The sequence below is a fragment of the Streptomyces sp. NPDC059743 genome (assembly GCF_042732975.1).
Taxonomy (GTDB): domain Bacteria; phylum Actinomycetota; class Actinomycetes; order Streptomycetales; family Streptomycetaceae; genus Streptomyces.
On sequence record NZ_JBHWGS010000029.1, the window covers coordinates 1 to 13,384 of the forward strand.

General features: G+C 69.2%; 12 protein-coding genes. 5 read left to right on the forward strand and 7 right to left on the reverse strand.

Features of this window, described 5'->3' with window-relative positions; genetic code table 11:
* The first annotated feature begins 186 nt into the window (after positions 1-186).
* Positions 187-744, forward strand: coding sequence for a GNAT family N-acetyltransferase (locus tag ACFV6H_RS36050; RefSeq protein WP_385550892.1), 558 nt, complete (start codon positions 187-189; stop codon positions 742-744).
* Between the two features lie 40 nt (positions 745-784).
* On the opposite strand, the gene ACFV6H_RS36055 is transcribed toward ACFV6H_RS36050, so the two are convergent.
* Entirely contained in the window at positions 785-1,384 is a 600-nt protein-coding gene (locus tag ACFV6H_RS36055) for an NADPH-dependent FMN reductase (RefSeq protein WP_385550894.1), read from the reverse strand.
* A 128-nt stretch (positions 1,385-1,512) separates the two neighbouring features.
* Here ACFV6H_RS36055 and ACFV6H_RS36060 point away from each other — a divergent pair, with 128 nt between their 5' ends.
* The gene (locus ACFV6H_RS36060) at positions 1,513-2,187 is read left to right on the forward strand and encodes a TetR/AcrR family transcriptional regulator (RefSeq protein ID WP_385550896.1); all 675 of its coding nucleotides are present in this window, start codon (positions 1,513-1,515) and stop codon (positions 2,185-2,187) included.
* Between the two features lie 57 nt (positions 2,188-2,244).
* On the opposite strand, the gene ACFV6H_RS36065 is transcribed toward ACFV6H_RS36060, so the two are convergent.
* The 6 genes from ACFV6H_RS36065 to ACFV6H_RS36090 form a co-directional block, all read right to left on the reverse strand.
* A complete protein-coding gene (locus tag ACFV6H_RS36065) occupies positions 2,245-3,915 on the reverse strand; it encodes a type IV secretory system conjugative DNA transfer family protein (RefSeq protein WP_385550898.1) in 1,671 nt (556 codons plus the stop codon).
* Position 3,916: 1 nt separating this feature from the next.
* On the reverse strand, positions 3,917-5,368 hold the full coding sequence (locus tag ACFV6H_RS36070) for an ATP-binding protein (protein WP_093600758.1): 1,452 nt from the start codon (positions 5,366-5,368) through the stop codon (positions 3,917-3,919).
* A gap of 131 nt (positions 5,369-5,499) precedes the next feature.
* Positions 5,500-7,053 carry an SCO6880 family protein gene (locus ACFV6H_RS36075; RefSeq protein ID WP_385550901.1) on the reverse strand — a complete coding sequence of 518 codons (1,554 nt, stop codon included), beginning with the start codon at positions 7,051-7,053 and terminating at the stop codon, positions 5,500-5,502.
* Complete coding sequence (locus ACFV6H_RS36080) at positions 7,050-8,429, reverse strand: hypothetical protein (RefSeq protein ID WP_385550904.1); 1,380 nt, start codon at positions 8,427-8,429, stop codon at positions 7,050-7,052. Before ACFV6H_RS36080 ends, ACFV6H_RS36075 begins: the two co-directional genes overlap by 4 nt.
* Positions 8,419-9,273, reverse strand: coding sequence for a hypothetical protein (locus tag ACFV6H_RS36085; RefSeq protein WP_384792746.1), 855 nt, complete (start codon positions 9,271-9,273; stop codon positions 8,419-8,421). Before ACFV6H_RS36085 ends, ACFV6H_RS36080 begins: the two co-directional genes overlap by 11 nt.
* A gap of 242 nt (positions 9,274-9,515) precedes the next feature.
* A complete protein-coding gene (locus ACFV6H_RS36090) occupies positions 9,516-9,824 on the reverse strand; it encodes a hypothetical protein (protein WP_003985768.1) in 309 nt (102 codons plus the stop codon).
* 537 nt (positions 9,825-10,361) lie between these two features.
* Between ACFV6H_RS36090 and ACFV6H_RS36095 the strand changes: the two genes are divergently transcribed.
* The 3 genes from ACFV6H_RS36095 (at position 10,362) to ACFV6H_RS36105 (ending at position 13,383) form a co-directional block, all read left to right on the forward strand.
* A complete protein-coding gene (locus ACFV6H_RS36095) occupies positions 10,362-10,838 on the forward strand; it encodes a hypothetical protein (protein WP_385550906.1) in 477 nt (158 codons plus the stop codon).
* Positions 10,839-10,942: 104 nt separating this feature from the next.
* A complete protein-coding gene (locus ACFV6H_RS36100; RefSeq protein WP_385550908.1) occupies positions 10,943-12,772 on the forward strand; it encodes an alpha/beta hydrolase in 1,830 nt (609 codons plus the stop codon).
* Positions 12,769-13,383 carry a hypothetical protein gene (locus ACFV6H_RS36105; protein WP_385550910.1) on the forward strand — a complete coding sequence of 205 codons (615 nt, stop codon included), beginning with the start codon at positions 12,769-12,771 and terminating at the stop codon, positions 13,381-13,383. The genes ACFV6H_RS36100 and ACFV6H_RS36105 overlap by 4 nt, the downstream gene beginning before the upstream one ends.
* The last annotated feature ends 1 nt before the right edge of the window (position 13,384 follow it).

Genomic DNA, 13,384 nt, shown 5'->3' on the forward strand with positions numbered 1-13,384 from the left:
CCCGGAAGCTAAGCCTCACAGCGCCGATGGTACTGCAGGGGGGACCCTGTGGGAGAGTAGGACGCCGCCGAACAATCTTTGACGGGAATGCCCTGTGCCAGGTATCTGGTACAGGGCATTTCTGCGTTTACGACCCCTCGCGAAAACCGCCTTGCGAGTGGTGGCCCGCGCGCGGAGTATCGGTGCATGAACCATGTGATACGGGCCGTACAGCCCGACGAATGGGCCAAGGCCAAGGAGATCCGGCTCGCCGCGCTCAAGGATCCGGCCGCGCCGGTGGCGTTTCTGGAGACGTACGAGCAAGGGCTCGCGCACCCCGACTCGTTCTGGCAGCAGCGTACCGCCGACGCCTCGCCCCGGAACGGCGCCCGCTCGGGACAGTTCATCGCCGAGGCCCCGGACGGAAGCTGGTCCGGTTCTGTGGCCGTGCTGATCGAGGAGGCCGGCGGCAGCGACTTCTTCGGCTCCGCCATCACCCAGGCACAGGGACATCTCGTAGGTGTCTATGTGCGTCCCGAGCAGCGTGGCAGCGGGCTGCTCGGAGCGCTGGTCGCGGAGGCGCTCGACTGGGCGTGGTCGCGGCAGGAGCCACAGCTGTCCCGAGTACGGCTCTATGTCCATGAGGACAACCCACGGGCGCGAGCGGCCTATCGCAAGCTCGGCTTCGTGCCGACCGGGACCGTCGTACCGTTCGAGCTCGATCCGCTCGCCAAGGAGCTGGAGATGGCCATCGAACGCCCTTAGCCGCGCAGGTTCCTGAACGTTCTTCGGCTGCCGGGCCTTTTTATCCGTACGGGTGCGCCGCGCGGGCCGTCCGTAGTGCGTGGGCCCACCAGCCGAGCTGGTCGAGCATGGTCTTGGCGGCGCCGGCCGCGCCTTCCGTGTCGTATGCGGGGCCGTCGGCGGCGAAGACCTCTGCGGTGACCTTGTGGAAGCTGACGGTCTCGCGCACGGTCGCGCAGTGCAGCTCGGCGAAGACCAGCCTGAGCTGTTCGACGGCCCGCAGTCCGCCGCCGACGCCGCCGTACGAGACGAAGCCGACCGGCTTGGCCTGCCACTCCTCGCGGTGCAGATCGATGAAGTGCTTCAGGACGGCGGGAAAGCTGTGGTTGTACTCCGGTGTCACGACCACGAACGCGTCCGCGGCGCCGATCCGGGCGGTCAGCGCGGCGAGGGCCGGCGTCGGCTCCGTACCCCAGTCGGGGTGGACGGCGGGCAGTTCGGCGTCGGCGAGGTCGATCAGGTCGACCTCCGTGTTGCCGTGGGCCGAGGCCAGGGCGGTGAACCAGCCGCCCACGGTGGAGCCGAGACGGCCTTCCCTGGTGCTGCCGATGATGACGGCGAGGCGTATCGGGTCCGTGGACATGATCGGGGCGGTGGACATGGCGGACTCCTCAGGCGAGTTCATCCCGTGAGAGGGCTTCGGCGGCACCTGTACCCGTCGGGCATACGGGTAAAGTACAACGTGCATGGCAATGATTGCAACGATCGTTGTAGTTTCTGGGAGGTGCGATGCAGGAGCGAGGCGCGGTGCGGACGGGCGGTACGGCAGAGAAGCCGCCGCGCAAAGGGCTGCTGGAGAAACGGCGGGCCATCGAGCGAGGCGCGCGTACGGTCTTCGGTCAGGAGGGCTATACGCGGGCGAGCATCGACGCGATCGCCGCCGCCGCCGGTGTCTCCACGCGCACCATCTACAACCACTTCACCGACAAGGAAGAGCTGTTCCGTACGGTCTTCCTGGAGAGCGCCGCTTCTGTGACAGCGGGGCTGGGCGAATTGTTCGCGCAGCACTTCCGGCGCTTCAGGACGACGGCCGACATCGAGTCGGAGCTGCTCGCTCTTGCGCGTGAGTGGGCGGAGCACACCGTCCAGCACCCTGAACACTTCGCCCTCGTACGGCAGATCATCACCGAAGCGCCGCGGATGCCGGCCGATGTGATCGAGGAGTGGCAGCGCGTCGGGCCTCGGGCGGTGCGCGCGGAGCTGGCGGAGTGGCTGCGTACGCTCGCGCGGCAAGGGCTGCTGGACATCGACGACGCGGATGTGGCGGCACGGCATTTCAGCCTGCTCGTCGGCAGCATCACGCTGGAGTCGTTCTTCGGTGCCGTACCGGTGAGCGCGGACGAGGCGGAGAGCCTTGTGGTGAGCGGAGCTCGGGCGTTTCTGAAGCTGTACGGGGCGTCCTGAGGGAGATTCAGGGAGTTTCGCTCCGTCCGGCCCGGGAAGGCGCCCGCTATGCCTCGGCTATGCCTCGTCCGACAGGCTCTGGATGTCGGCGTCGGGCCAGCGGGCCCGGCCCTGTTGCCGTGAGCGGAGCAGGACCAGAGTCGGCAGTCCCTGGTCCTGACCGGTGGCCAGCAGCTCCGGGAGCTGAGGGAGCGGGGCCACGGCGGCGACGTCATCGAGGACGAGCGTCATTGGTGGGTCGAGCCGACCGTCAGATGACCGTGCGGCCATGCGGCGGCCGTGCTCGACCACGCTTGAGGTGAGTGCGGTGAGCAGAGGCATCGCACCCGGGCGGGAGCGCGGATCTTCGATCGGCTCTCCCACCACATACAGAGTGCCCCCCTCGTTCACAAAAGAATCCAGCGTGAGCGTATCGGTTCGGTTCGGTGTGCAGGCGTCCCGGATATGGACCGAGGAGAGGGCGGCCAGCGCACGGGCCGTCAACTGCTGGGCCACTTCCCGGCGTTCGGGATGCGCGGTGAGCGCGGACTCCAGGAGGCCGGCGAGGCCCGAGGTGGCCTTGGGGTGGGTACGGAGGATCCGTACCGCCTCGTGCGCGCTGCCGCCCTGCGCCCAGCGGTGCACCTGTTTGAACGGCCGCCCGTCGACGGCCGCGGCGTGCAGCCAGCACCGCAGGAGCGTTTCCGCCGTGTCCGCCATGGCGGCGTCGAGCAGGGCGTGCGGGCGTACGGGCGCGAGCAGCGCGGTCGCGCGGGCGGCGGCGGTGGCCGCGTCCTCGCATCCGGCGGTGGGAGACCAGTGGAGACGGGCCGGAGTGTCGCAGAGATGGCCCGGGTCGTAGAGCAGGACGGGACCGAGCTTGGCCCGCGTGTCCTTCGTCTCCGCCCATACCGTCGGGTCGGAGGTGACGACGAGCGCGGGACCTTCGGCGTCCAGGACGGCCTGCACGGAGATGGGCCGACGGGTGAGCGGATCGCCGTACCGTACGCGCGGCGCGGTACGTGGGCCGGGCACGACACCGGCGGACGCGGACGCGAGGGTGGTGTCGGAGGCGACGGGCGTGGGTACGGCCATGGGCGCAGCAGCCGGGGCCGGTCCCTGGGCGGCGGCGGTCCACCTCTGCGCCCGGGCGTGGGCCTCGACCTGGGGCTGGGGCTGGGGCTGGGCGTGAGCCTGTGTCTCGGCGGCCGTCGGTACGGAAGGTCCTGGACCGGGCCCTGGACCCGGTCCGGCCATCGCGGCGACGCCTGGCCGGACCTCCTTGGCGAGCATGTCGCGCGCGTCGCGGCTGCCTGCGGCCTGTTCCCGCTCGTCACGCAGCTGTTCGCGCCGACGTGCTCGTACCACTCGGTACCGCGCCGTCACTCCCAGGACGAACACCGCGAGGACGGTCAGCACCATGAGCTGGCTTATCAGCAGTCCCCAGAACAGCCCGTACCCGGAGAGCTGCGACGACGGCGTGTCCGGCCAGGCGCCCGCCACATCGTGCGGTGCGGAGGCGAGCTGACGCATCGCCAGCGGCGTACGGCCGTAGGTCACTCCGTCCGGCCAGGCGCCGTGCGTGAAGAGACCGGCCAGCCCGGTGGCCGTCCAGACCAGCAGCGACAGTCCCAGCACGAAGCCCAGCAGGCCGAGCAGCAGTCCGTCGGGGATTCCGCCCCGGCCGCCCTGGGCCTGCCCGTAACCCTGTCCCTGCCCTTGCCTTTGCCCGTCGTGGTGGCGCGGCATCTCACGCCACCGTCGACTCGGAGGACTCGTTGAACTGCCGTTGCCGCTCAAGGAGGATCGCCCGCTGCTCGGCCTCCCACTCCGCCGCCTGCATGTCCGCGGGCAGTCCCGCGGCCAGGGCATCGGCGGCGTCGGCCGCGTTCGACGCCTGGGAGTTCTCCGTCATGGCCCGGTCGGTGAAGACCAGCGGCCGTTCGGCCTCCGTCACGAGATGTTTGACGACCTGGACATTGCCGTTGACGTCCCAGACCGCGATTCCCGGTGTGAGCGTCGGGATGATCTCCACCGCCCAGCGCGGCAGTCCGAGCACCCGGCCGGTCGCTCTCGCCTCGTCGGCCTTCTGGGCGTAGATCGTCCGCGTCGAGGCCATCTTGAGGATGGCCGCGGCCTCGCGGGCCGCCGCGCCGTCGACCACGTCCGAGAGATGGTGGACCACGGCGACGAAGGAGAGCCCGAGCCGCCGGCCGAACTTGAGCAGCCGCTGGAAGAGCTGGGCGACGAAGGGCGAGTTGATGATGTGCCAGGCCTCCTCGACCAGGAAGATGCGCTTCCTGCGGTCGGGGCGGATCCAGGTGTGCTCCAGCCAGACGCCCACGATCGCCATCAGGATCGGCATCGCGATCGAGTTGCGGTCGATGTGCGAGAGGTCGAAGACGATCAGCGGCGCGTCGAGATCGATCCCGACGGTCGTCGGCCCGTCGAACATGCCCCGGAGGTCACCGTCGACCAGCCGGTCCAGGACCAGCGCCACATCCAGGCCCCAGGCCCGTACATCGTCCAGGTCGACATTCATCGCCTCGGCCGACTCGGGCTCTGGATGGCGCAGTTGCTCCACGATGTCCATCAGGACGGGCTGGCGCTCGACGATGGTTTCGTTGACGTAGGCGTGCGCGACCTTGAGCGCGAAGCCGGAGCGCTCGTCCAGGCCGTGGCCCATCGCCACTTCGATGATCGTACGGAGCAGGGCGAGCTGACCGGTCGTGGTGATCGACGGATCGAGCGGATTGAGCCGGATTCCGCCGTCGAGCGCCGCCATCGGGTCCAGCCGGATGGGAGTTATTCCCAGCTCCTGGGCGATGAGGTTCCACTCGCCGACGCCGTCCTCGCCCTGGGCGTCCAGGACGACGACCTGGCGGTCGCGGAAGCGGAGTTGGCGCAGGACGTAGGTCTTCTCCAGCGCCGACTTGCCGTTGCCGGACTCGCCGAGTACCAGCCAGTGCGGCGCCGGGAGCTGCTGGCCGTAGAGCTGGAACGGATCGTAGATATAGCCCTTGCCGCTGTAGACCTCGCGGCCGATGATCACGCCCGAGTCGCCGAGGCCGGGGGCCGCGGTGGGCAGATAGACGGCCTGGGCCTGGCCCGTGGACGTACGGACCGGCAGCCTGGTCGTCTCCACCTTCCCGAAGAGGAAGCTGGTGAAGGCATCCGTGAGGACGGACAGCGGATCTCGCACCACAGGCCCCTTTCGGCTCGTCGGTTGTCAGCGGTTCTGAGCGGTTGTCAGCGCTTGTCGGCGCTTCTCGTCGGTGGTGTCGGCAGGTCGGTGTTTGGCAAGGCGGGACGGTCGGACGGCCGGCCGGGCGGTCAGCGGCGGATGCCGGTCGCGAACGGCAGGGTGTTCACAAAGGCCCGGTGATGCTCGCGGTCGCACCACTCCAGCTTCAGATACGACTTGCCGGCCGAGGCTCTGATCGTCCGCTTGTCCCTGGCCAGCGCCTCGGGCGTCCTGGACGACACTGTGATGTACCCGACGAGGTTGACGCCCGCCGCCCCGCTGGCGAGATCTTCACCCCGCTGGTCCAGCCGCCCGTGCGCGGCGATGTCGCGCGGGTCGACGGTGCGGTTCATCTTGGCGGCGCGGCTCGCCTCCGCCTCGTCGTTGGTCTTCTCCGTCAGCATCCGCTCGATGGCGATCTCGGTCGGTTCGAGATCCATGGTGACCGAGACCGTGCGGATCACATCGGGTGTGTGGACGAGCAGAGGCGCGAGGAAGTTCACACCGACCGGAGTCATGGGCCATTCCTTGACCCAGGCGGTGGAGTGGCACCAGGGCGCGCGGGTGGACGACTCCCTGGTCTTGGCCTGGAGATATGTCGGTTCCATCGCGTCCAGCTCGGCCGGCCAGGCGTTTCGTTTCGTCATGGCCTGGATGTGGTCGATGGGATGGTCCGGGTCGTACATGGAGTGCACGAGGGACGCGAGACGGCTCTGTCCGAGAGGCTGGCGTACGCGGATGTCGGCCTCGGCGAGCCGGGCGCAGATGTCGGTCAGCTCGCGGGCCATGACGACGGCGAGGCCCGCGTCCCGGTCGAGTTTCTTCGCACCGGCGGCCTGGCGGGCGGCGCGGGCCATGGCCTGGCCCTCGGCGGCCAGTTCACGGGTGTAGTGCATACAGGCGACCAGATAGGCGCGGTGCTGCTCGCTGGAGGTGGAGACCATCGACTGGAGCTGCTCGTAGGAGTTCTGGAGCCAGTCGGGCGAGGAGGAATCGCCGCGCTGGGCCACGTCCTTGGCGTGCGCGTCGGGGTCGGCGGGCAGCGTACGGGCGAGCATCTGGAGGCGGGTGACGAAGCCGTCCCCGTTGGCGACATGCTTGAGGAGCGTGCCGAAGCGGTCGACGAGTGCTTCCTGGTCCTCGCTGTCGCGCAGTCCGACGCCGGGGCCCTCGATCTCGATGGCGGCGGTGACGGTGCGGCGGTCGGCGTGCAGGAGCACGGCGATCTCGTCGGGGCCGAAGGGCGCGGCCAGCCAGTTGATACGGCCGATGCCGGGAGGCGGGCCGATCTCGACCTCGCGGCCGTCGAGGGAGGTGCCGGCCTCCATGGCGGCGGAGCGGTAGACCGTGCCGCCGCGCAGCGTGCGCTTGTAGCTGCGGTTGATCTCGTACCACTTGTAGAACGTGCGCTGTTTGTACGGTACGTAGACGGCGGCCAGCGCGATGAGCGGGAATCCGGCGAGCGTCACGATCCGCAGCGGCAGGACGGGCACGAGCAGCCCGCACATCATGCCGATGAAGGCGCCGGCGATGATCAGGGCGATCTCGCCGGTCTCGCGGTTCTTGCCGACGATCGCGTTCGGCCGGGCGCGGCCGATGAGATACGTACGACGGGGCGCGATCGGGTGGGCCTGGGTCGTCAACGCCCTCCACCTCCAGTGCTGTTGTTGCCGGTGCCGGTGTTACGTGAGCCGTGGGGAGTGCCGCTGGTGGGGCCTCCGCTGCGGGGCGGGGGCGCGGCGGGGGGAAGGCTGCCGGTGCCCCCTCCTCCTCCGCCGCCTGTGCTTCCGCCGGTGTTGCGCGAGCTGTGCGCGGCGACGCCTCCGGAGACGGGATTGGCGGGCCGTCCGCCGCTTCCGCCGCCGCTGTTGCCCTGCTGCTGGTGGCTGCGGCTGCTGTGGGTCTTGATGCCCTGGGAGACGAGGGCGGCGGGCGAGCTGATGAGGGCGGCGGCCTGGGCGCCGTCGGTGGCCTGCTTCCGGTTGGTGCGGGAGGAGGCGACCTCGTCGCCGAAGCCGGGCACGAAGCGGTAGATCATCGCGGAGGCGAAGATCGCGAGCAGGATGATGGCGAGGCCGGAGACGACGGCGGAGAACGCGTCGGGGCCCTCGTCGGCGGAGAGCGCGCCCGCGAGACCGAGGACGATCATGATCACGGGTTTGACCATGATGACGGCGATCATGATGCCGGCCCAGCGGCGGACATGGCCCCACATGTTCTTGTCGACGAGCCCGGCGTAGACGACGGTGCCGAGCAGGGCGCCGACGTAGAGGAGCGCGGCTCTGATGACCAGTTCCAGCCAGAGGACGCCGGCGGCGAGGATCGACACGAGGGCGACGACGATCAGCATGATCGGGCCGCCGCCGATGTCGTCGCCCTTCTTGAGGGCTTCGGCGAAGCCGCCGAAGAAGACATCGGTCTGGCCGCCGGTGGAGGTGGCGATGACCTCGGTGACGCCGTCGGTCGCGGAGACGACCGTATAGAGGATGAGCGGCGTGAAGGCGGAGGCGAGGACGGTCAGCCAGAGGAAACCGATGGCCTCGGAGAGCGCGGTGGTCAGCGGGACGCCGCGGATGGCGCGCTTGGCGACGGCGAGAAGCCAGATGACGAGGGTGAGGACGGTGGAGGCGGCGAAGATGACGGCGTACTGACGCAGGAAGGCGGCGTTGGTGAAGTCGACGTTGGCGGTCTCGTTGACGGCGTCACTGAGCTTGCCGACGATCCAGGCGGCGGCGTCGGCGCAGCCTTTGGCCAGGGAGGAGAGGGGGTCGAGGGCGTCGGGCGTGCTGGGAGGACCGGACCGGGCGGTGCCGGTGTCGCCGTTCTCGCAGTACTCCTTGACGAGTCCCTTGAGCAGGTCGCAGTCGCCCTGGCTGCCCGTCGACGACGGGGTGGGTGTGGGCGTAGGCGTGGGTGACGGTGCCGCCGTGGCACGCGCCGCGAACACGAGGAGCGCGGCTTGAACACCCGTCAGGGCGGCGACGACCGAGCGAGCGCGGTGTCGGGAGCTACCTGGCATACGTGAAGCCTCCGTACTGCTCGACAGCCTTGCTGATCTCGTCCGCGGTGGAGGCCGCCACGTCGCCGGGGACAGGGGCCGGCCCGTCCTTCTGCGATTCCGCGGCGATCCTCCAGTCGTTCTCCATCCACCGCAGATCGAAGGTCCAGGTCTTCCAGGTCGTGCTGACCGGGTCTGTCGAGTCGGGACCGGACATCCCGATCAGGCCCGTGTACCAGACGGACACTTTCGCGCTGTCACCGCTGAGACTCTCGACGCTGGTGCCCACCGGGATCGTCCGGGAGACGAAGGTGCTGCCCTGCGGAGGACTGCCATTGGCGTCCAGGCCGAGCTTCTCCAGGAACTCCGTGGTGTACGCGGCATCCAGTGACTCCTTGAGCCTGCCCGCCGCGTCCGGCGTATAGACCGTGTCGAGGATGCTGTGCCGGCTGTCCTGGCTGAACATGCCGTCGGAGCCGAGTGCCACCGCGTAGTTGGCTGCCGCGCTTGCCGCGCCCTGTTCGTTCTGGGCGAAGCCTGATGGGATTGTGCCGTTCTTGCCCGTGACCGGCTTGACGCCCGATGCCGCCGTCGGGTCGGCGGCCGTGCCTCCTGTGCCCTTGCCGCCTTCGGCGGACTTGTCGCCGCCGCGGTTGGCGAAGGCGATGGCCGCGATGAGGAGGACGACCACGCCGACCACGGTGATCAGGGAGCGGGAGCCGCGGGCCGGGCGGCGGGCGCCGCCGCCGTACATGTCGCCGCTTCTGCCGTCGGGCAGGCGCGTACGCGTCTGGCCCGTGCCGCCGAAACCGTCGTCCGTACGGCCCGAGTCGCCGCCGTAGCCGTGCTCGTCGCCGAAGCTCATGCCGCGTACGTCCCCTCAGCCGTTTGCGGTTCCGCGTGGTCCGCGTAGTACGACGGTAGCCGTGCTGGTTGCCGCGCGGGCGCGGTGTGGTGACTCGACATCAGGGAGACGCAACCTCAGCCGGTGGGTGCGACGGACAGGTGGTGTTGAAGGTGGTCCGGGCACGCCCGGTACGGACTGTTGGGACGGGACTGGGCTCGGGTCGGAGACAGGGCTCGGGGACAGGGACTTGGGGACGGCGGCTAGACGGCCATCCCGTACACGATGGTGAAAAGCGTGCCCAGCGAGCCGATGATGAAGACACCGGTCAGCCCGGCGACGATCAGGCCCTTGCCCTGTTCCGCGCTGAACGTGTCCCTGAGCGCGGTCGCTCCGATCCGCTGTTTGGCCGCGCCCCAGATCGCGATGCCGAGGCAGAGCAGGATGGCCACGGCCATCACTACCTCGATCATGACGCGGGCCTCGTTCCCCAGAGTCCCGAAAGGCCCCCAGTTCGGGGCGATGCCACCGATGATGGTGGTGATGTCGCCCTTCTCGGCCGCCAGGTACATGTAACTCACCGCCCCTGTTGGGTTGTTCACGCCCACGCCCCCATGGCATGGGTCACGCTCTATCTTCGCTGATGGAACCGCTCTCGTATGCCGCTTGGCGGCTCTCTTTACCCGATCCCCGCACATATGACCGATCATGCCGTCCTGGCCTGGCGTAGATCGGCCATGCGTATACGCGCATGGTTACTCTGTGTATCACGGGCCGTGACTGCGGGCAATGACTGTCGTTGTTACACCTTTACGGTCACGTCCCGCGCGGGCCCAGGTGCTGAGGCGGTCGTGGGCGGCGAGTTGAGGATGCCGCCGCGCCGCGCCAACCGTACGGGTGAACTTGGCGCCCGCGCCGAGCCGTACGGCCGACGGGCCGCTGCCCATGGATGCCCAGGACTGCCCGGGGCCACGGGCGGCTCGGCCGTATGTGCCTGCTCCCGCGCCCTGTTTACGGGCGGGCCGACGATGCGTCCGCCTTTGGGACAGTGCCGTCGGCATCCCGGGTGAGGAACAGGATCCCGGGTGAGGAGCAGAGGCGAGAGCGGCATGGCGGGGTTTGTGGGGCAGAGCCAGGGGCAGGGCGAGCAGGGCTGGCAGGGTCCGACGCAGGGCCCGGCGCAAGGCGGGCAGGGCCAGGACGGCCGGCAGCGTTTGATCGACATGGCCGGTGGCGTTGGCGTACCGGCTCCGCGCACCGGCGGGCTGCGGCACGGTGGAGAGCTGCGGCACAGCGGCGGTCCCTGGACACGGGCGGCCGGGGCGGCCGAGGCACTGCGTACGCACATGGGCCTGGTACGGGGCGAGTTCGCCGCCGCGCATGAGGGCGTGGCGGCCGGTACGGAGGGTCTGGGCGCCGCGGCGGTGCTGCGAACGGTGCGTATGTCGTGGGAGCGGCGCATCGAGATCGCGATGGGGGAGTGCGAGAGCCTGGCGGTTCATCTGCGGGCGGTCGCCCGGGAGCAGGGCGAGAACGAGGCGGCGATCAGGGCGTCGTTCGCGCGGGCGGGTGGCGGTGCGCGTTGAACGGGTTCGGTGGTGGCGGTGATGGTGGTGCTGGTGGTTGGGGTGGCGGCCGGCACGGTGGCGGCGGCCGTGGTGGCTGGAGCGGGGCGCTGACATGGACGCAGTTGCGTGAGCTGAAGTGCTCCGAACTGGAGAGCGCGGCCGACGGCTGGGGCAAGGTGAGCAACCGTGCGGACGCGGCACGGGACCGCATCGACAAGCAGCTTCTCGCGGGCCTTGAGGCCACGCAGGAGGGCGAGGCGGTGGAGGCGGCGAGCGCGCGGCTGGAGGAGCTGAGCCGTAACTTCCAGTACGTCTATATGGAATGCGGTCTGGTCCGTACGACTCTGAACAGCCTCGCCCAGGAGCTGAGAGAGGCTCAGCGCAGGCTGCGGGCGGCGCTGGACGACGCGGATGGCTTGAAGTTCACGGTCCACGCGGACGGTTCGGTGAGCTATCCGGCGGCGGGCGAGCAGATCGTCACACAGGACAAGCTCCCGGGCGGCACGGCCGAGGGCAGCCCGTTGCCGAGGCTGCTGTCCCCGCCGCCGGCCCTGACGGCCCCGAATCCTCATGCGGCGAAGGCCCAGGAGATCGCCGACGCGATCGCGTGCGCGGTCGGCGAGGCGAACCGGATCGACGCGCGCTACACGGCCACGCTCCTGAAGCTGACGGCTCCCCGGGACGGCCTGCTGACCTCCGACGCGCTCTGGGCGGACGCGCACGGAGACGCGACGGTGGTGCGGAGGCTGGCGGACGAGTATCTGAAGGACTCCATCCCGACGGAGAAGTCCCCGGCGGAGCGCAGGGCGTGGTGGGACGGTCTGACGCAGGAGCGGCGGGAGGAGTATCTGGCGGTCTACCCGGACGAGATCGGCAACCTGGACGGAATCCCGGCGGAGGTACGGGACGCGGCGAACCGGGACAACCTGGCGCTGCTGATCGGAAAGCTGGAGGGACGGGTGGGCGACGAGGAAGCGCAGACGCGGCTGGCGGGCCTGAGGGCGATCGACGAGCAGTTGCGGTCGGGCGGCCATCCGCCGATGTTTCTGCTGGGGCTCGGGGAGCAGGGAAACGGCCGGGCGATCGTCTCCTACGGGAATCCGGACGCGGCGAGGAATGTCTCGGTGTATGTGCCGGGGCTGGGGACGGCGCTGGACGAGGAATTCGCGAGGAACGACTTGAAGCGGGCGCGGGACACGGCGGTGGGAGCGCGTGAGTACGACGCGTCCAGCGCCTCGATCGTATGGCTGGGATACGACGCGCCTCAGCTCTCCGCCGCCGATGTCGCGGGGAATACGGATGTGATATTCGCTGATCAGGCGCGGGTGGGAGCGGTCGCGTACAACGAATTCATGTCCGGTGTCTCGGCGACGAACCGGAACGGGGATCCGCATGTGACGGCCATCGGGCATTCGTACGGTTCGCTGACGGTCGGCCAGGCCGCGCAGCGGCAGGGCGGGATTCCGGGCGCCGACGACATCGTGCTGCTGGGCAGCCCGGGAACGGGTGCGGCTTCGGCCGATGAGTTGGGGGTGGGGCGGAGGCATGTGTTCGTGGGCGCGGCGGAGAACGACCCGGTGACGGCGATGCCGGCCAGGATCGAGGCGCGCGGTATGGCGACCGGCGCGGTCAGCGGAGCGGTGGTGGGAGGCGCGGTGGGCGGCCCTGTGGGAGCGGTGGTGGGAGGACTGGGCGGAGGCACGGCGGCGTTCTTCGCGCAGGACGCGCAGGCGGACGACCGAGAAATCTGGTTCGGCACGGATCCGGCGCACGAGGCATTCGGCGCCCGCCGATTCCGGGTCGATGACGGGCCGCGTCCTCTGGGGGACCTGGGCGGGTTTACGGCGCACACCAACTATTTCAATCCGGACGAGGACGAAGAGTCTGCGGACAATATCGCCTTGATTGTTGCCGGCCGGAGCCACGAGATCAGCACCCAGGAGCGCCGATGACCAACCTGCGTCTCTTATTCGCCCTGTTCGTGCTTGCGATGGCGGCTGGATGCGGCACTCGTGCCGATACTTATGCCCCGGAAGGGAAGACGTCCGACATGAATATGCGGCAGGCTGCCGCCAAGGCTGATGCGATCATGCAGCGAACGCTGTCGGCCATCAGGCCAGAATTACGATGGAATCACGGTCCTTCGAACCACAGAATCTGCACCGACTCCAAGAACGATTCCCTGGGAGCTGGTTCAGTGAAGCGCCGAATCGCGGTCATGACCATCGTCTCCAAGGAGCGACGTGGAAGTTTGCTGGGTGTCGTGGAACGCGACTGGACTGCCCGCGGGTATCGGATCACCAGTGTGCGGGCGAGTGGCGAAGTCCCCGCCATGTATGCGTCGACACCGGACAACTTCCGGATAAGGGTCGCCGTCGGCGGCGAAGGACAGTTCTTCTTTTCCATCACCACCCCGTGTTTCACGGAATCCGCCGTGCCGGATCCGGCGACCGAGCCGAACACCCCGCAGCGCGCGGGCGAGTACCCCACGCGGCCCGATGTGTACGACGACTTCTGGTCATCCGGCGGGGGCGGTTCGGTGGCGGGGGTTGGGATCTCCTGAA

Excerpts from the sequence above, each read along its gene's own strand:
- ACFV6H_RS36050 (WP_385550892.1), top strand. The coding sequence starts at position 187 with ATGAACCATGTGATACGGGCCGTACAGCCCGACGAATGGGCCAAGGCC.
- ACFV6H_RS36055 (WP_385550894.1), bottom strand. The coding sequence starts at position 1,384 with ATGTCCACCGCCCCGATCATGTCCACGGACCCGATACGCCTCGCCGTC.
- ACFV6H_RS36060 (WP_385550896.1), top strand. The coding sequence starts at position 1,513 with ATGCAGGAGCGAGGCGCGGTGCGGACGGGCGGTACGGCAGAGAAGCCG.
- ACFV6H_RS36065 (WP_385550898.1), bottom strand. The coding sequence starts at position 3,915 with ATGCCGCGCCACCACGACGGGCAAAGGCAAGGGCAGGGACAGGGTTAC.
- ACFV6H_RS36080 (WP_385550904.1), bottom strand. The coding sequence starts at position 8,429 with ATGCCAGGTAGCTCCCGACACCGCGCTCGCTCGGTCGTCGCCGCCCTG.
- ACFV6H_RS36085 (WP_384792746.1), bottom strand. The coding sequence starts at position 9,273 with ATGAGCTTCGGCGACGAGCACGGCTACGGCGGCGACTCGGGCCGTACG.
- ACFV6H_RS36090 (WP_003985768.1), bottom strand. The coding sequence starts at position 9,824 with ATGTACCTGGCGGCCGAGAAGGGCGACATCACCACCATCATCGGTGGC.
- ACFV6H_RS36095 (WP_385550906.1), top strand. The coding sequence starts at position 10,362 with ATGGCGGGGTTTGTGGGGCAGAGCCAGGGGCAGGGCGAGCAGGGCTGG.
- ACFV6H_RS36105 (WP_385550910.1), top strand. The coding sequence starts at position 12,769 with ATGACCAACCTGCGTCTCTTATTCGCCCTGTTCGTGCTTGCGATGGCG.